At 70.8% G+C, this 22,529-nt stretch carries 24 protein-coding genes; 8 read left to right on the top strand and 16 right to left on the bottom strand.

The genetic code is table 11. The features are described from left to right. Positions 1-10 precede the first annotated feature (10 nt). The gene (locus ACIRD8_RS33505) at positions 11-451 is read left to right on the top strand and encodes a glutaredoxin domain-containing protein (RefSeq protein WP_404000135.1); all 441 of its coding nucleotides are present in this window, start codon (positions 11-13) and stop codon (positions 449-451) included. Between the two features lie 13 nt (positions 452-464). On the opposite strand, the gene ACIRD8_RS33510 is transcribed toward ACIRD8_RS33505, so the two are convergent. The 3 genes from ACIRD8_RS33510 to ACIRD8_RS33520 are packed head-to-tail and all read right to left on the bottom strand — an operon-like array spanning position 465 to position 2,894. Next, positions 465-1,250 carry an ABC transporter permease gene (locus tag ACIRD8_RS33510; protein ID WP_404000138.1) on the bottom strand — a complete coding sequence of 262 codons (786 nt, stop codon included), beginning with the start codon at positions 1,248-1,250 and terminating at the stop codon, positions 465-467. Then, on the bottom strand, positions 1,247-2,209 hold the full coding sequence (locus tag ACIRD8_RS33515) for an ATP-binding cassette domain-containing protein (RefSeq protein WP_404000140.1): 963 nt from the start codon (positions 2,207-2,209) through the stop codon (positions 1,247-1,249). Before ACIRD8_RS33515 ends, ACIRD8_RS33510 begins: the two co-directional genes overlap by 4 nt. Before the next feature lie 13 nt (positions 2,210-2,222). Beyond that, positions 2,223-2,894 carry a hypothetical protein gene (locus ACIRD8_RS33520; protein WP_404000143.1) on the bottom strand — a complete coding sequence of 224 codons (672 nt, stop codon included), beginning with the start codon at positions 2,892-2,894 and terminating at the stop codon, positions 2,223-2,225. Positions 2,895-3,140: 246 nt separating this feature from the next. On the opposite strand from ACIRD8_RS33520, the gene ACIRD8_RS33525 reads away from it, so the two are divergent. After that, positions 3,141-3,878, top strand: a complete 738-nt coding sequence (locus tag ACIRD8_RS33525) for a helix-turn-helix domain-containing protein (protein ID WP_404000145.1) — start codon at positions 3,141-3,143, stop codon at positions 3,876-3,878. 21 nt (positions 3,879-3,899) lie between these two features. Here ACIRD8_RS33525 and ACIRD8_RS33530 read toward each other — a convergent pair whose 3' ends face one another. From ACIRD8_RS33530 to ACIRD8_RS33540, 3 genes are all read right to left on the bottom strand, one after another. Continuing rightward, positions 3,900-4,049: a hypothetical protein gene (locus ACIRD8_RS33530; protein ID WP_404000148.1), complete on the bottom strand. Its 150-nt coding sequence runs from the start codon at positions 4,047-4,049 to the stop codon at positions 3,900-3,902. A 56-nt stretch (positions 4,050-4,105) separates the two neighbouring features. Then, positions 4,106-4,555, bottom strand: a complete 450-nt coding sequence (locus tag ACIRD8_RS33535; RefSeq protein ID WP_404000151.1) for a Type 1 glutamine amidotransferase-like domain-containing protein — start codon at positions 4,553-4,555, stop codon at positions 4,106-4,108. A gap of 128 nt (positions 4,556-4,683) precedes the next feature. After that, a complete protein-coding gene (locus ACIRD8_RS33540) occupies positions 4,684-5,421 on the bottom strand; it encodes a DUF4232 domain-containing protein (RefSeq protein ID WP_404000154.1) in 738 nt (245 codons plus the stop codon). Positions 5,422-5,813: 392 nt separating this feature from the next. Between ACIRD8_RS33540 and ACIRD8_RS33545 the strand changes: the two genes are divergently transcribed. Beyond that, entirely contained in the window at positions 5,814-7,187 is a 1,374-nt protein-coding gene (locus ACIRD8_RS33545; protein WP_404000158.1) for a helix-turn-helix domain-containing protein, read from the top strand. Positions 7,188-7,200: 13 nt separating this feature from the next. Here ACIRD8_RS33545 and ACIRD8_RS33550 read toward each other — a convergent pair whose 3' ends face one another. Beyond that, entirely contained in the window at positions 7,201-8,133 is a 933-nt protein-coding gene (locus ACIRD8_RS33550) for an RNA polymerase sigma-70 factor (protein WP_404000161.1), read from the bottom strand. 229 nt (positions 8,134-8,362) lie between these two features. Here ACIRD8_RS33550 and ACIRD8_RS33555 point away from each other — a divergent pair, with 229 nt between their 5' ends. Beyond that, positions 8,363-8,848, top strand: a complete 486-nt coding sequence (locus ACIRD8_RS33555; protein WP_404000164.1) for a carboxymuconolactone decarboxylase family protein — start codon at positions 8,363-8,365, stop codon at positions 8,846-8,848. Between the two features lie 101 nt (positions 8,849-8,949). Here ACIRD8_RS33555 and argS read toward each other — a convergent pair whose 3' ends face one another. Next, positions 8,950-10,719, bottom strand: a complete 1,770-nt coding sequence (gene argS, locus ACIRD8_RS33560; RefSeq protein WP_404000167.1) for an arginine--tRNA ligase — start codon at positions 10,717-10,719, stop codon at positions 8,950-8,952. 147 nt (positions 10,720-10,866) lie between these two features. On the opposite strand from argS, the gene lysS reads away from it, so the two are divergent. Then, a complete protein-coding gene (gene lysS / locus ACIRD8_RS33565) occupies positions 10,867-12,624 on the top strand; it encodes a lysine--tRNA ligase (protein ID WP_404000170.1) in 1,758 nt (585 codons plus the stop codon). Positions 12,625-12,691: 67 nt separating this feature from the next. Here the strand turns inward: lysS and ACIRD8_RS33570 are convergent, their stop codons facing one another. The 3 genes from ACIRD8_RS33570 to ACIRD8_RS33580 all read right to left on the bottom strand — a co-directional run bounded on the left by ACIRD8_RS33570 (position 12,692) and on the right by ACIRD8_RS33580 (position 16,122). Continuing rightward, positions 12,692-14,041: a DUF2637 domain-containing protein gene (locus ACIRD8_RS33570; protein ID WP_404000173.1), complete on the bottom strand. Its 1,350-nt coding sequence runs from the start codon at positions 14,039-14,041 to the stop codon at positions 12,692-12,694. A 191-nt stretch (positions 14,042-14,232) separates the two neighbouring features. Then, positions 14,233-15,120: a DUF3558 domain-containing protein gene (locus tag ACIRD8_RS33575; RefSeq protein WP_404000176.1), complete on the bottom strand. Its 888-nt coding sequence runs from the start codon at positions 15,118-15,120 to the stop codon at positions 14,233-14,235. 183 nt (positions 15,121-15,303) lie between these two features. Beyond that, a complete protein-coding gene (locus ACIRD8_RS33580; protein WP_404000179.1) occupies positions 15,304-16,122 on the bottom strand; it encodes a DUF3558 domain-containing protein in 819 nt (272 codons plus the stop codon). 172 nt (positions 16,123-16,294) lie between these two features. Between ACIRD8_RS33580 and ACIRD8_RS33585 the strand changes: the two genes are divergently transcribed. Further along, positions 16,295-17,488, top strand: a complete 1,194-nt coding sequence (locus tag ACIRD8_RS33585) for an RtcB family protein (RefSeq protein ID WP_404000182.1) — start codon at positions 16,295-16,297, stop codon at positions 17,486-17,488. 51 nt (positions 17,489-17,539) lie between these two features. Here ACIRD8_RS33585 and ACIRD8_RS33590 read toward each other — a convergent pair whose 3' ends face one another. Beyond that, the gene (locus ACIRD8_RS33590; protein ID WP_404000185.1) at positions 17,540-18,298 is read right to left on the bottom strand and encodes an SDR family NAD(P)-dependent oxidoreductase; all 759 of its coding nucleotides are present in this window, start codon (positions 18,296-18,298) and stop codon (positions 17,540-17,542) included. 197 nt (positions 18,299-18,495) lie between these two features. On the opposite strand from ACIRD8_RS33590, the gene ACIRD8_RS33595 reads away from it, so the two are divergent. Beyond that, positions 18,496-18,996: a hypothetical protein gene (locus ACIRD8_RS33595; RefSeq protein ID WP_404000188.1), complete on the top strand. Its 501-nt coding sequence runs from the start codon at positions 18,496-18,498 to the stop codon at positions 18,994-18,996. Positions 18,997-19,016: 20 nt separating this feature from the next. On the opposite strand, the gene ACIRD8_RS33600 is transcribed toward ACIRD8_RS33595, so the two are convergent. After that, a complete protein-coding gene (locus tag ACIRD8_RS33600) occupies positions 19,017-19,766 on the bottom strand; it encodes a Mut7-C RNAse domain-containing protein (RefSeq protein WP_404000191.1) in 750 nt (249 codons plus the stop codon). A 67-nt stretch (positions 19,767-19,833) separates the two neighbouring features. Continuing rightward, the gene (locus ACIRD8_RS33605) at positions 19,834-20,670 is read right to left on the bottom strand and encodes a DUF6597 domain-containing transcriptional factor (protein ID WP_404000194.1); all 837 of its coding nucleotides are present in this window, start codon (positions 20,668-20,670) and stop codon (positions 19,834-19,836) included. A gap of 82 nt (positions 20,671-20,752) precedes the next feature. Here ACIRD8_RS33605 and ACIRD8_RS33610 point away from each other — a divergent pair, with 82 nt between their 5' ends. Then, positions 20,753-21,325: a TIGR03086 family metal-binding protein gene (locus ACIRD8_RS33610; protein ID WP_404000196.1), complete on the top strand. Its 573-nt coding sequence runs from the start codon at positions 20,753-20,755 to the stop codon at positions 21,323-21,325. Here ACIRD8_RS33610 and ACIRD8_RS33615 read toward each other — a convergent pair. Both ACIRD8_RS33615 and ACIRD8_RS33620 read right to left on the bottom strand, forming a co-directional pair. After that, the gene (locus ACIRD8_RS33615; RefSeq protein WP_404000198.1) at positions 21,258-21,569 is read right to left on the bottom strand and encodes a hypothetical protein; all 312 of its coding nucleotides are present in this window, start codon (positions 21,567-21,569) and stop codon (positions 21,258-21,260) included. The genes ACIRD8_RS33610 and ACIRD8_RS33615 overlap by 68 nt on opposite strands. Before the next feature lie 218 nt (positions 21,570-21,787). Then, complete coding sequence (locus tag ACIRD8_RS33620; protein WP_099177687.1) at positions 21,788-22,384, bottom strand: hypothetical protein; 597 nt, start codon at positions 22,382-22,384, stop codon at positions 21,788-21,790. Between the last annotated feature and the right edge of the window lie 145 nt (positions 22,385-22,529).

Consider the following 22,529-nt stretch of genomic DNA (forward strand, 5'->3'; position numbering starts at 1 on the left):
CTGCGTCACCATGATGCGCGCGTGGATGTTGCCGATACTGCTGGTGCTGTGCGGCTCGCTCGTCGCGGCCGGGCAGATCTCCCAGGGGAGCCCTGGCCGAGCCGTCGTGTTCCTGCTGGTGTTCGTGCTGCTCGCGGGCGTGAACTCGCCCCTGATCTTTCCGCGGTCCATCGGTGCGCTGGAGGCACAGCGCCGCAGCGCGGCCGATGGCCGGCCGGTCGTCTACTGGCGGCCGGGGTGTAAGTACTGCATGCGACTGCGGATCCGGCTGGGCCGCGGCGCCCGCCGGCTGTACTGGGTCGACATCTGGCGTGACCCGGCCGGTGCGGCGGCGGTCCGAGAGGTCAACGACGGGAACGAGACGGTGCCGACCGTCTTCGTGGACGGCCGGCCTCACGTCAATCCTGGTCATGCGTGGGTGCGTGAACAGCTGAGCTCCTCCAGGAGTTGAAGAGCGGGCCGGGTCACCTCGGGTCGCGGTCGAACTGGGCCTTCGACCAGCGGTAGCCGAGGACGGTGAGGCCCAGGCACCAGGCGATGGTGATCCACCCGCTGTTGCCGATCTCCGCACCGAGGAGGAGTCCTCGCAGGGTCTCGATGGCCGGGGTGAAGGGCTGGTACTCGGCGATCGGCTGGAACCAGCCGGGCATCGACTCGACCGGGGTGAAGGCGCTCGAGATGAGCGGCAGGAGGATCAGCGGCATGGCGTTGTTGCTGGCCGCCTCGGCGTTGGGGCTGCCCATGCCCATCCCGACCGCGATCCAGGTGAAGGCCAGGGAGACCAGCGCCAGCAGTCCGAACGCCGCCAGCCATTCCAGGACGGTGGCGTCCGTGGAGCGGAAGCCCATGGCGACGCCGACGGCACCGACGAGCACGACACTGGTGATCGCCTGCAGGACGCTGCCGGCGACGTGTCCGAAGAGCACGGAGCCGCGATGGATGGCCATGGTGCGGAAGCGGGCGATGATGCCCTCGGTCATGTCCCCCGAGACGGACACGGCGGTGCCGACCACGGTGGAGCCGATCGTCATCAGCAGGATGCCGGGGACGATGTAGGCGATGTAGTCGGAGCGGTCTCCGCCGCCGATGCCCGCGCTCATCGTGTCGCCGAAGATGTACACGAAGAGCAGGAGCAGCATGACCGGGGTGAGCAGCAGGTTCAGGGTGAGGGACGGGTAGCGCCGGGCGTGCAGCAGGTTCCGCCGCAGCATGGTGGCCGAGTCGCGTACGGCGAGGGAGAGGGAGCTCATCGGACGGTCTCCTTGGGCTGGTCGGGGATGCTGGTGCTGCTGGTCAGGGCGAAGAAGACGTCGTCGAGGTCGGGGGTGTGCACGGTGAGTTCGTCCGCCTCGATGCCGGCCGAGTCCAGCCGGTCGAGGACGGAGCGCAGTTCCCGCTGGCTGCCGTCGCTGGGGATCTGCAGCGCGAGTGCCTCGTCGTCCCGGGTGACCTCGCCCAGGGAGGAGGCGGCGGACCGGTAGGCGCCGGGGTCGGAGAAGCGGAGCCGGATGTGTCCGCCGGGGACGATCCGCTTGAGTTCGTCGGCGCTGCCCTCGGCGGCGAGCTTGCCGTCGTGGAGCACCGCGATCCGGTCGGCGAGTTCGTCCGCCTCCTCCAGGTACTGGGTGGTGAGGAAGACGGTGACGCCGTCGGAGACGAGTTCGCGGATGATGCCCCACATGGTGTGGCGGCTGCGGGGGTCGAGGCCGGTGGTCGGCTCGTCGAGGAAGATGATCCTCGGGCCGCCTACCAGCGTCATGGCGATGTCCAGACGGCGCTTCATGCCGCCGGAGTAGGTGGAGGCGGGCTTCCTCGCGGCCTCGACCAGGTCGAAGCGCTCCAGCAGTTCAGCGGTGGTGCGCCGCCCCTCGCTGCGGGAGAGGTGGTGCAGGTCCGCCATGAGGAGCATGTTCTCCTCGCCGGTGATCAGGCCGTCGACGGCGGAGAACTGCCCCGTGACACCGATCGCGGCCCGCACCGCCTGCGGGTCGGTCGCCAAGTCGTGGCCGCCGATGCGGATGTCGCCGGAGCCCGGGTCGGCGCTGATCAGGGTGGAGAGGATCTTCACGGCGGTGGTCTTGCCGGCGCCGTTCGGGCCGAGCAGGGAGAAGATCGTTCCTTCGGGGACGGACAGGTCGACGCCGTCGAGCACGACCTTGTCACCGTAGGACTTGCGCAGCCCGTTCGCTGCGATGGCCAAGCTGGTCATGGGAGTTGCCCTTTCAGAGGCTGCGAGCGGTGATGTCGCCGTGGGCGGTGGTCGCGTGGATGTCGAGGCCGGCGGCGCCGCCCTCGGTGTTCCGGAGCGTGTTGCGGATACGGCCGTAGGTGGTGCCGGCGTCCAGGGAGGCGGAGACTCCGCGGGCGGCGCCGATCGACACCGCGCCTTGCTGGGTGCGCAGTTCGACCGTGCCGCGCACGGCCTCGCCGATGTTGATGTCGCCCGTCAGGGTGCTGATCCGCGCGGGTCCGCCCAGGCGGCCGACGGAGATGTCGCCGGCGAGGAGGGTGAGGCGGGCGCTGTCGGTCTCGTCGAGCTTGACCGTGCCCTGGGCGCCCTCGAAGGCGACGTCGCCGAGTCGTCCGACGCCCCGGATCTCGGCGGCGGCCGTCTTCGCCTCGATGCGGGAGCCGGCGGGCAGCTGGATGGTCACCTCGAGGGATCCGGAGCTGCCGAGGACAGAGTTCTTCGCCGGCGGGGCCTCGATCCGCAGGACGCCGTCGACGTATTCGACCGTGGTGCGTTCGGCCGCCTTCGCGTCGCGGCTCTTGGTGGCGTCCGCGGGAAGGACCTCGACCGTGGTGTCGGCCCGGTCCGCTGCGATGAACCGGATGCGGCCGGCGGGGATGTCCAGGACCGCGGAGACCGTGGAGGGGGTGTCGAACTTCTGCATCGTGAGCTCCTTCATCTCTGTCGCGTGGCCGTTCGGCCCGCTGTTTCCGATGAGGGAAACGCTACGTTGCGTTCATGAAGTTAGCAATGAACTTGTTGCGCCAAACTCCCGTAATTGCAGGTGAGATGAGGGATTTCGTTGCAATGGTTTTGAGCCTAATGCAACAGGCTTGACGTCGGTGCGTTGCAATGAATTGGTGATGAACGCTAGGCTGGCGGCATTACGGACCACGAAGGAGAGATCGCGATGCCCGGAGGCAGGCTCACCCAGCAGGAACGCCAGCAGATCGCGCTGGGACTGGCCGACGGCCTCCCCTACGCGGAGATCGCGAGAAGCCTCGACCGTCCGACCTCGACGGTCACGCGGGAGGTGATGCGCAACGGCGGCCCCACCGCCTACCGCGCCGACCTCGCCCACCGCGCCACCGAACACCGTGCCCACCGCCGCAAGCAGGCCGGGCCCCGGGATTCGAGGACGACTCCGCAGGCCCATGGGCGCGATGCCGAGGCCGTGCACGAGTTCGAGGAGGTGTTCACCACCGTCCTCATACAGTCGGGCATGCCCAAGATGATGTCCCGGGTCCTGACCTGTCTCACCATCACCGACTCGGGCAGCCTCACGGCGTCCGAGCTCGTCGAGCGTCTCCAGGTCAGCCCGGCGTCCGTCTCCAAGGCGATCGCGTACCTCGAGGACCAGTCGTTCATCCGCCGGGAACGGGACGAACGCCGTCGCGACCGCTATGTCGTGGACGACGACATCTGGTACCAGTCGATGATCGCCAGCGCACGCGCCACCGACCGGATCATCGAGACAGCCCAGCGGGGCGTCGGTGTCCTCGGCGTCGGCACCCCGGCCGCCACACGCCTGGAGAGCGTCGCCCGTTTCCTCGACTTCGTCTCCGAGAGCACCACCCGCGCCGCGAACCAGGCCCGCGACGTTCTCCACACGAAATCCGGGACGGCCCCCGAGGCTTCGCGGGACTGAGCGGGCTGCGCCGCCGCCCGGTCAGCACACGGAGGTGGAGGGCCCGTCGATCACGATGGCCTGGCCGTCGCTGAGCGTCCGATGGGCGGTGCCCCGGGCGCGGTAGCGGTCGGCCACGGTGCCGAGGACCTCCGTCTCGGGGTGCCCGGGCGAGCCGATGTGGGGCACCACGGCGTAGTCGAGAAGGGCCAGCCCGTCCCAGCGGGCCTCGTCGCCGTACGCGGTGCCTACCGCCTCCGGGGCGTCGCACTCCTCCAGGCCCCGCAGATCGGGGGCAGGACGCAGGCGGCGGCGCTGTAGCCCGCGTAGACGAACGCGTCCTGCCGCAGCAGGTCCACCAACGCCCGGTCGGCCCCGCTGCGGGCCATGGCCTGGCGCAGGACGAACACGTTGCCGCCGCGGACCCAGACCAGGGGGAACCGGGCGAGAGCGGCCGCGATCTGCGCCGCGGGGCGCTCGAAGAACGTACGCAGGTCGAGCTCGACCGGTCGCAGCCCGAGCCCGGACAGCGCTCCGAGCTCCCGCTCGACCGCCGCTTCGCGCTCGCCGTCCGGCAGGGCGTCGACCGCGTTGGCTATCACCGCGACCGGGACGTCGGAGGCGTGCGGCTGGGGCAGCAGTGCCAGCATCTGCTCCGGGTGGTTCCCCGTCCGGAAGGACGAAAGATACATACGCATCCGTGGACCGTAGCGGTCGGGAGGCCCCTGACAGGCCGGACGGGCGTGACACCGGTCCTGCGGTGCCACGCCCGTCGCGAAGGTCAGTGCATGAACGGTCAGTGCATGAACGTTCAGTGCGTGAACGGTCAGTACATGAGGGCGTTGTCCATCTCGGTCTGCCAGTACGTGACGGTCAGCGTGCTGTCGACGTACACGTCCTTGCCCAGCGAGACGTCCACCATCCCGCCCGCGGACCCGGAGTTCTTGTCCTGGAAGCCGACGGACAGGTCCTCGGTGGAGTAGCCGCCCGTGCCGCTGCCGTCGGCCGACGAGGTCATCACACCGGCGTAGGCGGACTCGCCGGGGGCGATGGTCACGACGGCCTGCGGCTTGCTGTCCTCGACGACCGGGGGGACGGACTGCGCCTCACCGAACTTCAGGAACGGGTAGTAGAAGGCGTTGCAGGCCTTTGAGCCGGTGTTGGTCACGGTGAGCAGCATGTGGTTGACGGGGCGCTGGACGCTGGTGATCGTCAACTTGGTGTTCGCGTCGGTGCACGTGGGCAGGGACCCGCTGCCGGTGTCACCGTCCTGCGGCTGCTTCGCTGCGGGGGCCGGGGCGGCGGAACCGGAGTCCTTGGCGGCATCCGAACCGGAACCTGAACCGGAAGCGGAACCGGAAGTGCCCGAGGCTTCGGCCTTCGTGCTGTCCGAGGCGGGGGCCGCAGAGGTGCCGCCGGCCGGCTTCTGCGCCGCGGAGCCGGTGGAGTCGTCCACTGCGGCCGTGTCGCCTCCCTGGCAGGCCGTCAGGGACAGGGCGGCGAGCAGTGCGGCGGTGCCGAGGACGGAGGTGCGGGCGGCGCGGCGGAAGTGGAGGTTACGCATGAGAAGTTCTCCCCGTTCGATGTGACTGGTGCCCGGGGCGCCGTTTGGCACCCTGACGTGCGGGCGGGTGTACTGGTCGGTGACGCGTAATCAGATGCTCTGCAGGAGCGCGATGACGACTGCTACGCAGCCGATCAGCACTGCTGCGGCGACTGCGTCGATCAGGCTGAGCGCGGGTCGGGTACGCATGGAGGCTCCCGGGACGGACGAGGTGGGATGTGCGGGTCGTGGGGAACGCCGCGGTGTGTCCACATCTTGTCCAGGCCCGGATTTCCGTCGCAACGGCTGGCGGGGCATGCGGGACGCTGGAACGTTCGCACGTACTCTGACCTGCGCGAACATCACGTCCCTGGAACGCGTTCCGGGAACGGACAGAAGGGGAAACGGTCCAGGTGGGCACAGAGATCCAGGAGTTCGCGGCTCAGCTCAGGGAGCTGAAGGGGCGGTCCGGGCTCAGCTACGGAGCGCTCGCCCAGAAGCTGCACATGAGCACCTCGACTGTGCACCGGTACTGCAACGGTGACGCGGTCCCGCACGAGTACGCGCCCGTCGAACGCTTCGCACGGGTCTGCCGCGCCTCCGCCGACGAGTTGGTGGCGCTGCACCGGAAGTGGATCCTCGCCGACGAGGCGAAGCGCCGGGGTGTGCGGAAGCCGGAGGTGGGCGGGGCCGCCGACGGGCCCGCGGAGCCTGACACGCCCCCGGAGAGACCGGAGGCGGAAGCGGAAGCGGAAGAGAGCCCACGGCCCGAAGCGGAACCGGTACCGACATCGGTGCAAGCACCGGCGCCAATGTCGGAGGACGTGACACCGCCGGCACCGGGCCCCGGCGCCGTTCCCGCTCCGCGTCGGCGCACCTCCAGGAGGCTGCGCGTCCTGCTCACCGCGGTGGCGGTCGTGGCCCTCACCGTCCCCCTGGCCCTCACCGTCCACGGCCTCGGGAGCGACGAGGCCACCGACGACGGCCGGGCGGACACGGAGTTCAGCCACGCGCCGGTCGTCCCCAGCGGCAACGCGAGCGGGAGCCTCCTGCCGAGCAGCAGTGTCAGCCCGTCACCGACGCCCAGCCGGACCGCGTCGTCGCCGGCCGCCCGGAGCAGCGCCACACCTTCGCCGTCCTCGCGCGGGCCACAGAGCGGTGGCGTACCCGTGCACGCCACCATCAGCTCGTACAACTGGGAGGATCCCTGCGGGCAGTACTACCTGCTCGACGAGAAGCCCGATGACGTCCCGCCGAACCCTCCGCCCCAGGACCGCCGTAGCTGGGCGCGGGCCCTCGGGGGTGTGGACGGCGGTGACATGAAGCTCGAACTCACGCTTCAGGGGACGTCCGGCGAGGCGGTCGTGCTGAACGCGCTGCACGTGCGGGTGCTGGGGCGCAACGCGGCGCTCCCCTGGAACGCGTACTCGATGGGGAACGGCTGCGGGGGAGGCATCACCCCGCAGACCTTCGACATCGACCTGGACGACAGCCGGCCGCGTTCCAAGCCCGTCGCCGGGGAGGACGCCGGCGTGGTCGTGCCCGCGAAGGACTTCCCGTACCGGGTGAGCTCCACCGACGTCGAGGTGTTCCACATCGACGCGCATGTGGAGGGGCACGACGTGACCTGGTACCTGGAGCTCGAGTGGACCAGCGGCGGCCGGAGCGGGACCCTGCGCATCGACGACGGGGGCGAGCCGTTCCGTACGAGCAGTCTCAGGGCCCGGCCGAGCTTCATCTACCGCCCCGACACCGCCCAGTGGGTGCCGGAGGAGGAGCAGGAGTGACGGCGATCCCGGCTCAGCGGCGCAGCGCGGTCTCGCGTTCCATGTGGGACAGCTTCTCGGGGTTGCGTACGGCGTAGAGCCCGGTGATCAGGCCGTCGTCGACGCGCACCGCCATGACGCTGTCGAGCGCCCCGTCGAGCCGGAGGGCCAGCGCCGGGGCGGCATTGACGTGAACCGGGCCCATCGACAGCTCGGTGACCCTGGCCAGCCCGCCGACCAGCAGCCGGGCCACCTTGTCCGCGCCCACGACCGGCCTGAGAATGGCCTGCTTCACTCCTCCACCGTCCCCCAGGAGGACGACATCCGGCGCGAGGATGTCGACCAGGCCCTGTACATCGCCCGTCTCGACGGCCCGCCGGAACGCGTCGAGCGCCTCCCGGGTCTCGGACGGGGGCACCGTCCCGCGCGGCCGGCGCGCCGCGACGTGGTCCCGCGCGCGGTGCGCGATCTGGCGGACCGCGGCCGGGCTCTTGCCCACGGCGTCCGCGATCTCGTCGTACCCGAAGGCGAACACCTCGCGCAGCACGAACACCGCGCGCTCGCTCGGTGTCAGGGTCTCCATCACCAGCAGCATGGCCATCGAGACGCTGTCGGCCAGCTCCACGTCCTCGGCCACATCGGGTGAGGTGAGCAGCGGCTCGGGCAGCCAGGTGCCGACGTACGACTCCTTACGGCGGCCGAGCGTCCGCAGCCGGGTCAGCGCCTGCCGTGTGGTGATCCGGACCAGGTACGCGCGCCGGTCCCGCACCGTTCCGAGATCGACGCCCGCCCAGCGCAGCCAGGTCTCCTGGAGGACGTCCTCCGCGTCGGCGGCCGAGCCGAGCATCTCGTAGGCGACGGTGAACAGCAGATTGCGGTGGGCGACGAACGCCTCGGTGGCGGGGTCCGCACCGGCCCGCCCCGCCGTGTCCCACGCGTCCTCCGTGTGTTCGTGTCCGCTGTTCACCCGGCTGCTCCTGCCTGTTCGCGCTCGACGGTTCACGGGCACAGGACGCCGGCCGCCCCTGTTCTGTGACATCCCTGGACGGTGGCGCAGGTCACAGTCCCTCCTGTCACACGCGGCGGCCCGCCGGGGTCTTGTGTCCGTCCGGTGCACCACCACGAGTCCGGTGCACCACCACGAGACCAGTGCACCACCACGAGACCAGTGCACCACCACGAGAGGGGACGACGTCATGGACGCACGGTTCAACTTGTTCGAGAACGGGATCGGCTCCAGGTTCGCCAAGCGGTTCGCGGGCGCCGGCCTGGTCATTCAGCAGTCGCCGCTGCCGAAGTCCACACAGGAGCTGGTGTCGCTGCGCGCCAGCCAGATCAACGGCTGCGGTCACTGCATCGACGTGCACGTCAAGGAGGCCGCGGCCGCCGGGGAGACCGCGGTCCGGCTCCACCTGGTCGCCGCCTGGCGGGAGTCCACCGTGTTCACCGAGGAGGAGCGGGCCGCGCTGGCCTTCGCCGAGGAGGGGACGCGGCTCGCCGACGCCCACCAGGGCGTCTCCGACGAGACCTGGGAGCAGGTGCGCAAGCACTACGACGACGACCGGCTCGCCGCGCTGATCTCCCTGGTCGCCCTGATCAACGCCGCCAACCGGCTCGCCGTGATCACCCACCAGAAGGGGGGTTCCTACGAGGCCGGCATGTTCGCCGCGGCGTTCGACTGACCGGCTCGGACTGACCGGATCCGGCCGACCGACCGGCGGAACGCGCACGGGCCCGGCGGGGATCGGATGATCCCCGCCGGGCCCGTGCGGCAGCCGGAGGGTCAGAGGCGCTCGGGCGTCCTGATGCCGAGCAGCTTCATGCCCTGGTGCAGGGTGCGGGCGGTGAGCTCGACCAGGAAGAGCCGGTTCTCGACGACCTCCGGGGCGTTCTCGTCGCTCAGCACCTGGCACTGGTCGTAGAACGTGGTGAGGTGCGAGGCCAGCTGGTAGAGGTACGCGGCCAGCTTGTGCGGCTCGTACCCCTCGGCGACCTCGGCCAGGACCTCGCCGAACTGGTCCAGGTGCAGACCCAGCGCGCGCTCGGCCGGGGCCAGCTCCAGCTCCGGGTGCGCGGCGGGCTTCGCGTCGCCCGCCTTGCGCAGGATGGAGCGGATCCGGGCGTAGGCGTACTGGAGGTACACCGACGTGTCGCCGTTCAGCGACACCATCTGGTCCAGGTCGAACTTGTAGTCCCGTACGGCGGAGGTCGACAGGTCCGCGTACTTCACGGCGCCGATGCCGACGTACCGGCCGTTCTCGACGATTTCCTCCTCGGACAGGCCCACCTTCTCGGCCTTCTCCCGGACCACCGCCGTGGCCCGCTCGACGGCCTCGTCCAGCAGGTCCTCAAGACGGACCGTGACGCCCTCACGGGTCTTGAACGGCTTGCCGTCCTTGCCGAGGACCGTGCCGAAGGCGAGCTGTTGGGCCTTGACGTCCTCGTTCAGCCAGCCTGCGCGGCGGGCCGTCTCGAAGACCATCTTGAAGTGCAGGGACTGCCGGGCGTCCACCACGTACAGCAGGGAGTCGGCCTTGAGGCCCTGGACCCGGTCCCGGATCGCGGAGAGGTCGGTCGCCGCGTAGCCGTAGCCGCCGTTGGTCTTCTTGACGATCAGCGGGACCGGGTTGCCGTCCGGGCCCTTCACATCGTCGAAGAACACGCACAGCGCACCCTCGGAGCGGACGGCGACGCCCGTCTCCTCCAGGATCCGGCAGGTCTCCTCCAGCATGTCGTTGTAGCCGGACTCACCGACGATGTCGGGGTCGGAGATCTCCATGTCGAGCTTGTCGAAGACGGAGTAGAAGTAGATCTTCGACTCGTCGACGAACCGCTGCCAGTGCGCCAGCGTCTCCGGGTCACCGGCCTGGAGCGCCACCACCCGGTCACGGGACCGGGCCTTGAACTCCTCGTCGGAGTCGAACAGGACCCGCGACGCCTTGTAGACCCGGTTCAGCGACGACATCGCCGCCTCGCCGTCCGCCTGGTCGCCCTCGTGCTTCAGCTCGTCCGGGTGCTCGAACAGATACTGGATGAGCATGCCGAACTGGGTGCCCCAGTCGCCGATGTGGTGACGCCGGACGACCTTCTCGCCGGTGAACTCCAGGATCTGGACCATCGCGTCGCCGATGACCGCCGACCGCAGGTGGCCGACGTGCATCTCCTTGGCCACGTTGGGCTGGGCGTAGTCGATCACGGTGGTGCCCGGGTCGGTCTTCGCCGGGACACCGAGCCGGTCGCCGTCGGCGGCGCGCGCGGCGAGCGTCCGGACGATCGCCCCGTCGGTCAGCGTGATGTTGAGGAAGCCGGGGCCCGAGACCTCGATGTCCTTGATCAGCTCACCCGCCGGAAGGGCGTCCGTGACCTTCGTCGCCAGCTCGCGCGGGTTGCCCTTGAGCTTCTTGGCGAGCGCGAGGATCCCGTTGGCCTGGAAGTCGGCCCGGTCGCTTCGGCGCAGCAGCGGGTCCGCGGTGCCGGCCTCCGGCAGAGCTGCCGTCAGGGCGTCCGCCAGCTGCTGCTGGAGCGTGGAAGCGAGGGAAGGGACCGAGGCCATGAGCCGGCTGCCGTTTCGGTAGAGGACAAAGGATCACTCCAGTATCCCACGGGCTGTAAAGCCGTTTTCGCGCTGCGGGTGGTACCTGGGAGAATGGGAGCGCCCCTCATGGGGGTCGCCCCTACGAGTCCTACACGAGAGAAGGACGTGCCGACCGTGGCTTCGAGTCAGAGCAGCACCGAGACCGACTGGGTCTCCCGCTTCGCGGACGATGTCATCGCCGAATCGGAGCGACGTGCGCCTGGCAAACCGGTCGTCGTCGCCTCCGGCCTCTCCCCGTCGGGCCCGATCCACCTGGGCAACCTCCGCGAGGTCATGACCCCGCACCTGGTCGCCGACGAGATCCGCCGCCGCGGGTACACCGTGCGCCACCTGATCTCGTGGGACGACTACGACCGCTACCGCAAGGTGCCGAACGGCGTCGAGGGCGTCGACGACTCCTGGCAGGCGCACATCGGCAAGCCGCTGACCTCGGTGCCCGCCCCGGCCGGTTCGGCGTACCCGAACTGGGCCGAGCACTTCAAGGCCGCCATGACCCAGGCCCTGGACGAGCTCGGTGTCGAGTACGACGGCATCAGCCAGACCGAGCAGTACCTCGCGGGCACCTATCGCGAGCAGGTCCTGCACGCGATGAAGCACCGCGCGGACATCGACGCCGTCCTGGACCGCTACCGCACCAAGAAGGACGGCGCGGCGGGCGCGAAGGGCAAGAAGCCGCAGCAGAAGAAGGTCGACGAGGCCGAGCTGGAGGCCGCCGAGGGCTCCGGCGCGGCGGACGAGGACGACGGCAGCTCGAACACCGCCGGCTACTTCCCGTACAAGCCCTACTGCGGCAACTGCGAGAAGGACCTCACCGTCGTCACGGCGTACGACGACGACACGACCGAGCTGAACTACACCTGCTCGGAGTGCGGCTTCGCCGAGACGGTCCGGCTCAACGAGTTCAACCGCGGCAAGCTGGTCTGGAAGGTCGACTGGCCGATGCGCTGGGCCTACGAGGGCGTGATCTTCGAGCCCAGCGGCGTGGACCACTCCTCGCCGGGTTCCTCCTTCGTCGTCGGCGGCCAGATCGTGCGCGAGGTCTTCGACGGCGTCCAGCCGATCGGCCCGATGTACGCGTTCGTCGGGATCTCCGGCATGGCGAAGATGTCCTCCAGCAAGGGCGGCGTGCCGACCCCGGCCGACGCGCTGAAGATCATGGAGGCGCCGCTGCTGCGCTGGCTGTACGCGCGCCGCAAGCCGAACCAGTCCTTCAAGATCGCCTTCGACCAGGAGATCCAGCGGCTGTACGACGAGTGGGACTCGCTGGCCCGCAAGGTGGCCGACGGCACGGCGCTGCCCGCCGACGCCGCCGCGTACGCCCGGGCCGTCGGCACGGCCGCCGGGGAGCTCCCCAGCACCCCGCGCCCGCTGCCGTACCGCACGCTCGCCTCGGTCGCCGACATCACCGCCGGTGCACAGGACCAGACGCTGCGCATCCTCACCGAGCTCGACCCTTCGAGCCCGCTGACCTCGCTCGACGAGGCGCGGCCCCGGCTCGACCGCGCGGAGAACTGGATCACCACCCAGGTGCCGGCCGAGGCCCGCACCGTCGTCCGCGACGAGCCGGACAAGGAGCTGCTCGGCTCCCTGGACGAGCAGGGCCGTGAGTCACTGCGGCTGCTGCTGGAAGGGCTCGACTCGCACTGGTCGCTGGACGGGCTGACCACGCTCGTCTACGGCGTGCCGAAGGTACTGGAGGGCCTGGCGCCGGACGCCAAGCCGACGCCCGAGCTGAAGGTCGCCCAGCGCTCCTTCTTCGCGCTGCTGTACCGGCTGCTCGTCGGCCGGGACACCGGGCCGCGCCTGCCCACGCTCCTCCTCGCGGTCGGGGCGGACCGGGTGCGGACGCTGCTCGGCGCGTAGCACCGCGACACATGAGGACGGGCGGGCCGCTCAGCGGCCCGCCCGTTCCTCATGTCCGCCGTCGCCCCTACGCGATGTGGTCGGCGGCCATCTCGTTGTCGAAGCGCTGCTTGAAGCCGGGCAGCAGCTTGCGGAGCAGCGCGGCGCTATGCGGGTGGCGGACGTTGTGGCCGTCCGAGAGGTGGATGTCGAGCACCTCGGCGCTCGGGTAGTCCTGGTGCTGATGCGTGTACGCCGTGAACACGTCGTACGCGATCTCGCCGAACTCGATCTCGGTCTGGGCCCATTCGGCCGGGTCCGCGTCCTGGGCATCCTGGGCGGCGTTCCGGTCCGGCTGCTGCTGCTCCCCGGATTCCGGTTCGGCCGGGCGCGGGTGCGGGAAGGCGCCGATCGTGCCCACGTTGCCGAGCGGGCGGGTCCGGCCGGGGCCCGAGGGGATCATCACGGGACTGGAGTCCGCGCCCTCGTCGTACGCGGGGTCGTACCCGCCTTCGTACACCTCGTCCTTGGGCGCCGCGAACCACGGGCTGTTGTGCGAGCCGGGGCCCTCGGGCGGGTACTGCTGCTCGAACTCGTCCTGCTGGACGAACCGGTCCTGCTGGTCGTACTCGTCCTGCTCGTACCGGTGGTCCTGCCGGTGGTCGTGCTCCGGCCCGCCCTGCGTCTCGGGGGCGTACGGCAGTTGCGGGTGCTGCTGCGCGGTCTCCACGGCGGCCGGGGCCGGCGGCAGCAGCGCCGGCTCGATGCCCGCGGCGGCGAGACCGGCCGGGGCGGTCTCGGCGAGCGGGACACCGTACTTCGCGAGGCGCAGCGGCATCATCGACTCGACGGGGGCCTTGCGGCGCCAGTTGCGGCCGAAGCGGGCCTGGAGACGGGCCTGGTAGATCAACCGGTCCTGTTCGAGCTTGATGACCTGCTCGTAACTGCGCAGCTCCCACAGCTTCATCCGGCGCCACAGCTTGAACGTGGGGACGGGGGAGAGCAGCCAGCGGGTGAGGCGGACGCCCTCCATGTGCTTGTCGGCGGTGATGTCCGCGATCCGGCCCACCGCGTGCCGTGCCGCCTCGACGGCGACGACGAACAGGATGGGGATCACCGCGTGCATGCCGGTGCCCAGCGGGTCGGGCCAGGCGGCGGCGCCGTTGAAGGCGATCGTCGCGGCGGTCAGCAGCCAGGCGGTCTGACGCAGCAGCGGGAAGGGTATGCGCATCCACGTCAGCAGGAGGTCCAGCGCGAGCAGGACGCAGATGCCCGCGTCGATGCCGATCGGGAAGACGACCGAGAAGCCGCCGAAGCCCTTCTCCTCAGCGAGTTCACGGACGGCGGCGTACGAGCCCGCGAAACCGATCGCGGCGATGAGCACGGCGCCGGCGACGACGACCCCGATGAGTACGCGGTGTGTGCGTGTCAGCTGCATTGCGGCCACCCGCGATCCCCTCCCGACATTCGACGAACCGGCTCCACTTCGGCATCCGGCGCGCGCACAGCCTGGCACATGCCGGCCGGGCGTGTTGCGTGGGGAGGGGCCGAAGCCCGGTACTCGTGGGAGCACCGGGCTTCGTCAAGGCGCCTCCGGGCAGGGGAGTTGACGCTCCTGCCGGGCTCAGGTCACGACTTGGAGGAGGCCTTCGCGGTGGACTTGGAGGACGAGGAGGACGACTTGGCGGTCGTCTTCGCGGTCGTCTTCGCGGTCGTCTTGGAGGACGACGACTTGGCGGAGGCCTTGGAGGACGAGGAGGACGAGGCCTTGGCGGACGGCGAGGCTGGGGACTTCTCCCCGTCGGCGTCGGCGTCGGCGTCGGCGCCGACCGCGGCGACCGCCTCCTTAGCGGCCTTCTGGGCGTCCTTGAGGATGTCGGCGGCGGAGGGCGTCTTGGCGCCGGCGAACCCGGCCCCGTTGTAGGTGACGTTGACGACGACGTTCCCCGTACGCGCCACGACCGTCGCGTACTCGAAGTCCTCCTTCGACTTGGTGAGGCCGTACGTGACTGCCGTGGCCTGCTCACCGAGGCCGTCGACGGGCTTGGCCGCGGGCTTCTCGGCGCCCTCGGTCGCCTGCGCCTTGGAGACCTGCTTCGTGTACTCGTCCGTCGCGCGCTTGGCACCGCTGCCCAGGGACTGGTCCGAGTCGAAGCGGGTGAAGCCGACGTCGAGCCAGCGGTACTGCGAGCCCTTGACGCCGTTGTCGTCCAGGCCGTTCCAGGAGCAGCCGTCGCGGCTCGCGGTGTCGCTGGACTTGCCCGGGGTGCCGCCCTTGGTCTTGGCCTTCGGAACCAGGTCCTCGATCGTCTTCCTGGTGATCGACGTGCAGGCGTCGGGCAGGTCGGTGAACTTCGCGGGCTCGACGGTCGGCTCGGACTTCTTCGCGCTCGGAGAGGCCGAGGAGCCCGAGCCCTTCGCGTCGCCCGAGTCCGACGAGCAGCCGGCGGCGACGAGCATCACCGGAACGGCGGCGCAGGCGAGTATGCGGGACAGTCGCGGGGCTGATCGGTGCATGGTTCCTTCACTCGGACGGCACGGCGGTCTCGGTCGTGCGGGTGGTCGGTCGGTACGTCGGGCGAATCGTCGGGCGGTACGGCGGTCGGGGGCCACGGTACGACGGACGGCGCCCTGATGCCGCCCCCGGCCGGAGGCCCCGGGGTACGCCGGGTGCCCCGGCCCGGGGCACCCGCGGCCGGGTCAGCCGTTGAGGGTCTCGTCCAGTTTCCGCGCCAGGGCCTGGGCCTTCTCCTGCAGTTCCCTGCTGTCGGGGACCTCGGTGACGCCGGCCGGCTGCTCGGTGTACTGGACGGTCACGATGACGTTCGATGTGCGGAATACCACGCTCACGGTGCGGTGCTGCGCGGTGGAACCCGCCCGGGTGAGGGCGTCGTCCAGGAACGCGGCGTCCCCGGGCTCGTCGAGCAGACGCGGCCTGAGGTCCTGGTCCGGGTCGGCGACCGTGGTGCTGCCGGACGGGTCGGCGGAGGGCGTGCCGGAGGGTATGCCGCTCGGGGACCCGGACGGTGTGCCGCCGGCCGACGGTGAGGCCGATCCGCTGGGGGTCTCGCTGGGGGTGACACCGGCCGAGGTGGGGAGGTCGGCGGCCTCCTCCTTCTTCGCGTACACCTCCCGGGCACGGTCGTCGTCGCTCACCGAGGGGTCGTACGACACGACGCGCTCGAAGTCGATGGAGAGGTTCCGGGAGGCGTCCGGAGCGTCCGACTTCCAGCGGCAGCCGACCTTGCGGTCCGTGTCGTAGGTGACGGCGGCCGTGCCCTCGTACACCTTCTCCTGCTGCTCCTCGGGCAGGTCGGCGGCGCCCGGCAGCAGGTCCTTGAGCGTGGCACGCGGTACGGCGCTGCACGATTCGGGCAGCGTCCGGTACTTCCCGGGAGGCGCGGCCGAGACCGTCGGGCTGCCGGGCTTGCTGTCGGCGGCGGGGTCGTCGGCGTCGGAGCCGGCGCTGCAGCCGGCGACGAGCGCCACGAGAAGCGCGACGCCGGGTACGTACGCCATGTGTCGCACGGTCCCAGGCTCCCTTCGGTACGAAAACGGGTTGCCGCTCGATGACGGCCGATGGACACAATGTGTATCGCACGCGCCGCTGTGAATGCCGGTCGGCCGACCTGTATGCCGACCTCGGCACCGGTTTTGCGCTTTCAGTCTTTTTCGGGGGAATCGAGGAGTTATGTCGTATGTAGAGGTGCCTGGTGCGCAGGTCCCCATCCGTATGTGGGCGGACCCGGCGTCGGTCGAGGACGTCGCGATGCAGCAGCTGCGGAACGTGTCCACGCTGCCCTGGATCAAGGGGCTCGCGGTCATGCCGGACGTCCACTTCGGCAAGGGGGCGACGGTCGGCTCGGTGATCGCGATGCACGGCGCGGTCTGTCCGGCCGCGGTGGGCGTGGACATCGGCTGCGGGATGTCGGCGGTGAAGACGTCGCTGACGGCCAACGACCTGCCGGGGGACCTCTCGCGGCTGCGGTCGAAGATCGAGCAGGCGATCCCGGTGGGCCGGGGCATGCACGACGAAACGGTCGACCCGGGCAGGCTCCACGGCTTCCCGACCAGCGGCTGGGACGACTTCTGGTCGCGGTTCGACGGGATCGCCGAGGCGGTCAAATTCCGTCAGGAGCGCGCCACAAAGCAGATGGGAACGCTCGGAAGCGGAAACCACTTCATCGAGTTCTGTCTCGACGAGGCTGGCGCGGTGTGGCTGATGCTGCACTCCGGCTCCCGGAACATCGGCAAGGAGCTCGCCGACTTCCATATCGGGCAGGCCCAGAAGCTTCCGCACAATCAGGGTCTCGTCGACCGTGACCTGGCGGTCTTCATCGCCGACACCCCGCAGATGGCGGCGTACCGCAACGATCTGTTCTGGGCGCAGGAGTACGCAAAGTACAACCGCTCGATCATGATGGGCCTCTTCCAGGACGTGGTCCGGAAGGAATTCAAGAAGGCCAGGGTCACGTTCGAGCCGGTCATCTCCTGTCACCACAACTACGTGGCGGAGGAGCGGTACGAAGGCATGGACCTGCTGGTCACCCGGAAGGGCGCGATCCGTGCGGGTTCCGGGGAGTTCGGGATCATCCCCGGCTCCATGGGGACGGGCTCGTACATCGTGAAGGGCCTCGGGAACACGAAGTCGTTCAACTCCGCCTCGCACGGCGCGGGCCGGCGGATGAGCAGGAACGCGGCCAAGCGGAAGTTCTCCACGCAGGATCTGGAGGACCAGACGCGGGGTGTGGAGTGCCGCAAGGACTCCGGGGTGGTGGACGAGATCCCGGCGGCGTACAAGCCGATCGAGCAGGTCATCGACCAGCAGCGGGACCTCGTCGAGGTCGTCGCGAAGCTCAAGCAGGTCGTCTGCGTGAAGGGCTGAGAAAGGGGCCGGGCGACTCGCCGGCCCCTTTCCGCACCCGGCCGCAGGAGCTCACTGGGTGCGGTGCACCTTGGAGTTGGAGGCCTGGGCGCGGGGGCGGACCACCAGCAGGTCGATGTTGACGTGGCTCGGGCGGGTCACGGCCCAGGTGATCGTGTCGGCCACGTCGTCGGCGGTGAGCGGGGCGTCGACGCCCGCGTAGACCTTGGCGGCCTTCTCGGTGTCGCCGCGGAAGCGGGTGGTGGCGAACTCCTCGGTCTTGACCATGCCGGGTGCCACCTCGATGACCCGGACCGGGGTGCCGACGATCTCCAGCCGGAGGGTCTCCGCCAGCACGTGCTCGCCGTGCTTGGCCGCGACGTAGCCGCCACCGCCCTCGTACGTGGAGAGGCCGGCCGTCGAGGAGAGGATCACGACGGTGCCGTCGCCGCTCGCGGTGAGGGCGGGGAGCAGGGCCTGGGTGACGTTGAGCGTGCCGATGACGTTGGTCTCGTACATCTGGCGCCAGTCGTCGGGGTCACCCGTGGCCACGGGGTCGGCTCCCAGCGCCCCGCCGGCGTTGTTGACCAGGACGGCCAGGGAGCGGAACGCGGTGGCGAACTCGTCGACCGCCGCGCGGTCGGTGACGTCCAGGGCGTAGGCCGTCGCCTGGTGGCCCGCCTCGGTGAGCTCGGCGGCCAGCGCCTCGATGCGGTCCTTGCGGCGCGCGGTGAGCACCACGCGGTGTCCGGCGGCGGCCAGCTGCCTGGCGGTCGCGGCGCCGATGCCGCTGCTCGCGCCGGTGATGACGGCGATGGGGGTGGCGGCCATGCGAACTCCTCGGGCAGCTGATCGGTACGGGGCCAGGATAGGACGGGGCTCAGGGCGCCGGTTCGGGGGCCGGGGGCGTACGCGTACCGGCGGCTGCGGGGGAGCGCGGGACGAGGGGTGGGCCGTGCGGGTGGGGGAGACACGGCGGACCGGTCCGTATACAGGGGTGTCCGGCGGGACATCGGTAGGTTCGCGGCATGCGAGTGACGCGTGGAGCAGTGCTGAGGGTGCCCGCCGTGGCGGCGATGGCGGCGGCCGTGGTCCTGGGGCCGGGGCTGTCCGCGGTGGCCGAGCCGGCGCCGCCGGGGTTCGCGCCGGAGGCGGACGTGTCCCACCACGGACGTGTCTCCCTCCACGAGGAGCGGCTGGAGATCCAGCTGCGGACCGGGAACCGGGGCCCGTCGCCGCTCGCCGACGTGACCGTGCGGCTGCGCTTCTCCGTCCCGCTCGCGGCCGGGCAGCGGTTGCCCCGGGGCTGTCTGCGCGGCGACAGCCGGGCGGTGCTGTGCGGGACCGGTCCGCTCGGCGTGGCCGGGGAGGCGAGGCGCACGGCCCTCGGCCTGCGGCTCATGGGCCGGCCGGCCGAGGTCGTGGTGCGGGTGGACACCGTGTGGAACGGCGGCGCGAGCGACCGGAACCGGCGGAACGACACGCATGAGGTGCTGGCTCTCTCCACGGGGGACGCATACGCCTTCTGAGGCTCTGAGACTCCGAGCCCTCAGGCCGTCGGCGCCTGGCTCCCCGCCCCGCCGAACTCGCGTACGGCGTCCGCGACGATGGCTTCCAGATGCGCGTGGTGCGCGCCCCGCCAGTACACCCGGCCGCAGGCGGTGCACTGGGCGAACACGTCGTAGGACGCCTGCGTGCCCTGTTCCAGCCGGGCGCTCACCGCGTCCTTGTCCGCCTCCGTGAGCTCCCCGTTGCAGGCGGTGCAGCGGGTCCACGGCGCGAGTACGGGGGCGAAGCGGCCCAGCACGTCGCGGAGCTGCTCCTCGGGCCGGTCGCTGTAGACGTACGCCCCCGCCCAGATCTCCCTGCGCCGGAGCAGCCCCCGGTCGCGGGAGAGCATGACGCGCCGCTGCTCGGCCGAGAGGGTGGCGAGCGCCGGGTCGCCGATGTCCTCGCTCTCGTACGCGGCGTCCACGCCCAGGAGCCGCAACCGGCGGGCGAGTGTGCCCAGATGGACGTCGAGCAGGAAGCGCAGCGGTGCGCCCGGGACCTGCTGGGGGCGCCGCACCGCGCGCACCTCGACCAGTTCGCCCGCGCCGGGGATGTGGGACACGGGCACGGGGCTGCCGTCGACGAGGAGTTGTCCGGCCTCGGTGAGCGGGACGCCGAGCGATTCCACGACATGTCCGAGGGTCGACGAGCCGTCCGTGGTGACGGCCGTGCGCCCGCGGCGGCGGTCGTGGGCGACGAAGAGCCGCAGTTCCGGGGCTACTTCGACTGTGATCTCAGGTCCGTTCACCTGGCCAGGATGCCACTGCGCGGGTCGCGGCGGCGAGAGGTTTCCGGGCGGCGCGGCCGGAGCGCCGTCAGCGCTGCGCGAAGGCCGCCGGAGGGACGCCGACCGTGGCCGCGAAGTCCCTGACCAGGTGCGCCTGGTCGCTGTACCCGAGGTCGGCGGCCAGCTCCGCCCAGTCGGGTTCCGGGTCCGTCCCGGCGCGCTGCAGCGCCTCGTGGATGCGGTGGCGGAGGATGACCCACTTCGGTCCGACCCCGACACAGGTGGAGAACAGCCGCTGCAGCGAGCGGACGGAGAGACCTCCGGCGCGGGCGAGGGCGTCGACGCGCAGCAGCGAGCGGTCCGTGCGTACGAGCTCGGCGAGCTCCGTCGCGAGTTCCGCCTGCGGGTCCGGCGGGGGGACGAGGGGCAGCAGGAAGGCGTCCAGTGCGGCGACCCGGGCGTCCTCGTCAGCCGGGTCCAGCACCGCCCGCGCCGCGGTGGAGGCGTGCGGCAGGTGCTCGGGGACGGCCAGTGCCTCGTCGGCGGGTACCCGGTGTCCGGTCCACTCCGACACGGGCCGGTCCGGGGCGAACGGCCGGAAGGCGCCGGGCCGGAACTTCACGCCGCAGACCCGCCCCCTGCCCTCCAGCCGTCGGCTGAACAGGCCCCGCACGATGCCGTACACCTCGGCGGACCGCTCCGGCTCCGCCCCGCCGCCCGGCTCCGTCCGCTGGAAGACCAGGTGGACGCTCGGGTGCGGCACCACGTGCGAGGTGTAGGGCTCGGGGAGGTCCCAGTCGATCAGCCAGTAGTGCTCCAGATGGGGGCGGAGCGCGGGGGCGGGATCGCGCAGGCGCAGATGTACGTGGGTGAACAGCTCGGGGGCGTCGACGATGCCCCGCGTCTCCCGTCGGGGTCCGGCCATGGGGGGATCCTAGGCCGCGTGCGTGCCGCGCTGTCGCGTTTCTTCAAGACGCCGTGCCGGGCCCGGGTGCATGGTCGGAGACATGAAGACGATCAGTGAACTCCTCGAAGGGGCGGCCGCGCAGGCGGTTCCCGTCGTGCGGGGCATCGACGACGGCCGGCTGGGCGGCACCACCCCGTGCAGCGAGTACGACGTACGGGCCCTGCTGAACCATCTCTTCCTCGTGATCGACAATTTCCGCATCCTGGCGGCCAAGGGAACCCCCGACTTCAGCGGGACCGACGACGTCGTTACGGGGGACTGGCGCGGCCGGTTCGAGGACGCGACGGCGCTGCTGGTGAAGGCCTGGGCCGAGCCGGGCGCGGAGGAAGGAGAGGCCGGCGGCATGTCGATGCCGGCCAGGACGGTGGGACTCATGGTGCTGGGCGACCTGACCGTGCACGCCTGGGACCTGGCCCGGGCGACGGATCAGGACTTCGAGCCGGACGCGGCCGTCGTGGCGGAGCTGGAGCCGGGGCTGGCGGCGATGGCCCCGCAGGCGCGCGAGATGAAGGTGTTCGGCGAGCCGTTCCCGGTGCCCGCCGGGGCTACGGCCTTCGAGCGGGTGCTGGCCGTGACGGGCCGGGATCCCGGCTGGGGTCGGCCCCGCAGCTGACGGTGGGGGTGTGTGCGGCCGGGTGCGGGGTGGCCGGGTCGGTGTAGAGCCTCCCGAGGGCGGCGTACGCGCTGTCGACGACGGACTCGGCCAGGATCAGCGCGTCGCGCGACGCGAGACGGCCCGCCCTGCGTGTGTACGGCGAGGGCGGGCGCCGGCGCTGCCGCCGGCAGTCGCAGACGGCGTACACCCCGCTCGCGACGACCACGGCCGGGACGGACAGGGCCAGCAGCAGGTCGTCCATGCGGGGCCTCCTCGGGAGTCGTGCTCCTTGCATCGGCAGACCCCGCGGTGCGGCTGGAGAGCGATCTTCGGCCGATGAATGGCCGAAGGGCGCCCTGCCGGGCCGCTGAAAGGCCTCGCGTAGGCGTGCCCCCGAGGGGCATGTGCTTCTTGTGAAGCTCCTCGGCCGGAGGAGAGGCGTGGGACGCGGACCGGGCGGTCTTGCCGGGCCGCCGCTTCTCAGGGCCACACCAGGCAGTACGCCTGGTGTCCCGCGTCGTGCAGCCGGTGGGAGAAGTCCTGCCACTCGTGGAGCAGCTGGTAGACGTTGAACGCGTCGCGCGGGCCACCGCGGTCGGGGACCGTGGACCAGATGAAGGCCGCCGCGCCGACCGATTCCTCGCCGACGTCCCGCAGCGGGTCGACCACCGTCATCGGCAGCTTGACCACCGCGTAGTCGGGGTGGAGCACGACCAGCTCCAGCGGAGGGACCTTGTTCAGGGGTATGCCCTGTATGCCGGTGAGGACCATGGCCGCCACCGTCTCGGGCTTGATCTTGCTGAACATGCCGCCCATGCCCAGCTCGTCGCCGCCGAGCTCCTCGGGACGCATGGAGATGGGCACGCGTGCGGCGGTGGCCCCGTCAGGGGCACCGAAGTACTTGTAGGTCACCCCCACCCGTCCACTGCTCCTGCTCCCCGAACCGTCGACGCCGCCCGCCTGGGCCTCCCGCACGCGCTCGGCCTCGCGCTCGGCCTTGCGCCGGTGCCGCCCTCGCCGGGCAGGCTCGGGCCCCAGGTCGTCGGTCCCTTCGCCCACTCCGCCACCGCGATGCATATCTCATCCACCCGACTACTTCTTAGGAGACACAGCCCCGCCGCGCAACCCGATCATCGTCAGTGACCTCCCCCACGGGCGTGCGGTGAAACACCTGTCCGCAAGACCGTCGACGCCTCTGACACCATGGCATGTGTGAGCTTTC

It is taken from the genome of Streptomyces sp. NPDC102451 (assembly GCF_044765485.1).
GTDB lineage: Bacteria > Actinomycetota > Actinomycetes > Streptomycetales > Streptomycetaceae > Streptomyces.

What these genes read in the sequence shown, in the direction of transcription:
- ACIRD8_RS33595 (WP_404000188.1), top strand. Translation starts at nt 18,496, where the DNA reads ATGCGAGTGACGCGTGGAGCAGTGCTGAGGGTGCCCGCCGTGGCGGCG.
- ACIRD8_RS33615 (WP_404000198.1), bottom strand. Translation starts at nt 21,569, where the DNA reads ATGGACGACCTGCTGCTGGCCCTGTCCGTCCCGGCCGTGGTCGTCGCG.
- ACIRD8_RS33505 (WP_404000135.1), top strand. Translation starts at nt 11, where the DNA reads ATGATGCGCGCGTGGATGTTGCCGATACTGCTGGTGCTGTGCGGCTCG.
- ACIRD8_RS33580 (WP_404000179.1), bottom strand. Translation starts at nt 16,122, where the DNA reads ATGGCGTACGTACCCGGCGTCGCGCTTCTCGTGGCGCTCGTCGCCGGC.
- ACIRD8_RS33620 (WP_099177687.1), bottom strand. Translation starts at nt 22,384, where the DNA reads ATGCATCGCGGTGGCGGAGTGGGCGAAGGGACCGACGACCTGGGGCCC.
- ACIRD8_RS33610 (WP_404000196.1), top strand. Translation starts at nt 20,753, where the DNA reads ATGAAGACGATCAGTGAACTCCTCGAAGGGGCGGCCGCGCAGGCGGTT.
- ACIRD8_RS33510 (WP_404000138.1), bottom strand. Translation starts at nt 1,250, where the DNA reads ATGAGCTCCCTCTCCCTCGCCGTACGCGACTCGGCCACCATGCTGCGG.
- ACIRD8_RS33520 (WP_404000143.1), bottom strand. Translation starts at nt 2,894, where the DNA reads ATGCAGAAGTTCGACACCCCCTCCACGGTCTCCGCGGTCCTGGACATC.
- ACIRD8_RS33535 (WP_404000151.1), bottom strand. Translation starts at nt 4,555, where the DNA reads ATGCGTATGTATCTTTCGTCCTTCCGGACGGGGAACCACCCGGAGCAG.
- ACIRD8_RS33540 (WP_404000154.1), bottom strand. Translation starts at nt 5,421, where the DNA reads ATGCGTAACCTCCACTTCCGCCGCGCCGCCCGCACCTCCGTCCTCGGC.
- argS (WP_404000167.1), bottom strand. Translation starts at nt 10,719, where the DNA reads ATGGCCTCGGTCCCTTCCCTCGCTTCCACGCTCCAGCAGCAGCTGGCG.
- ACIRD8_RS33525 (WP_404000145.1), top strand. Translation starts at nt 3,141, where the DNA reads ATGCCCGGAGGCAGGCTCACCCAGCAGGAACGCCAGCAGATCGCGCTG.
- ACIRD8_RS33555 (WP_404000164.1), top strand. Translation starts at nt 8,363, where the DNA reads ATGGACGCACGGTTCAACTTGTTCGAGAACGGGATCGGCTCCAGGTTC.
- ACIRD8_RS33605 (WP_404000194.1), bottom strand. Translation starts at nt 20,670, where the DNA reads ATGGCCGGACCCCGACGGGAGACGCGGGGCATCGTCGACGCCCCCGAG.
- ACIRD8_RS33590 (WP_404000185.1), bottom strand. Translation starts at nt 18,298, where the DNA reads ATGGCCGCCACCCCCATCGCCGTCATCACCGGCGCGAGCAGCGGCATC.
- ACIRD8_RS33515 (WP_404000140.1), bottom strand. Translation starts at nt 2,209, where the DNA reads ATGACCAGCTTGGCCATCGCAGCGAACGGGCTGCGCAAGTCCTACGGT.
- ACIRD8_RS33585 (WP_404000182.1), top strand. Translation starts at nt 16,295, where the DNA reads ATGTCGTATGTAGAGGTGCCTGGTGCGCAGGTCCCCATCCGTATGTGG.
- ACIRD8_RS33575 (WP_404000176.1), bottom strand. Translation starts at nt 15,120, where the DNA reads ATGCACCGATCAGCCCCGCGACTGTCCCGCATACTCGCCTGCGCCGCC.
- ACIRD8_RS33570 (WP_404000173.1), bottom strand. Translation starts at nt 14,041, where the DNA reads ATGCAGCTGACACGCACACACCGCGTACTCATCGGGGTCGTCGTCGCC.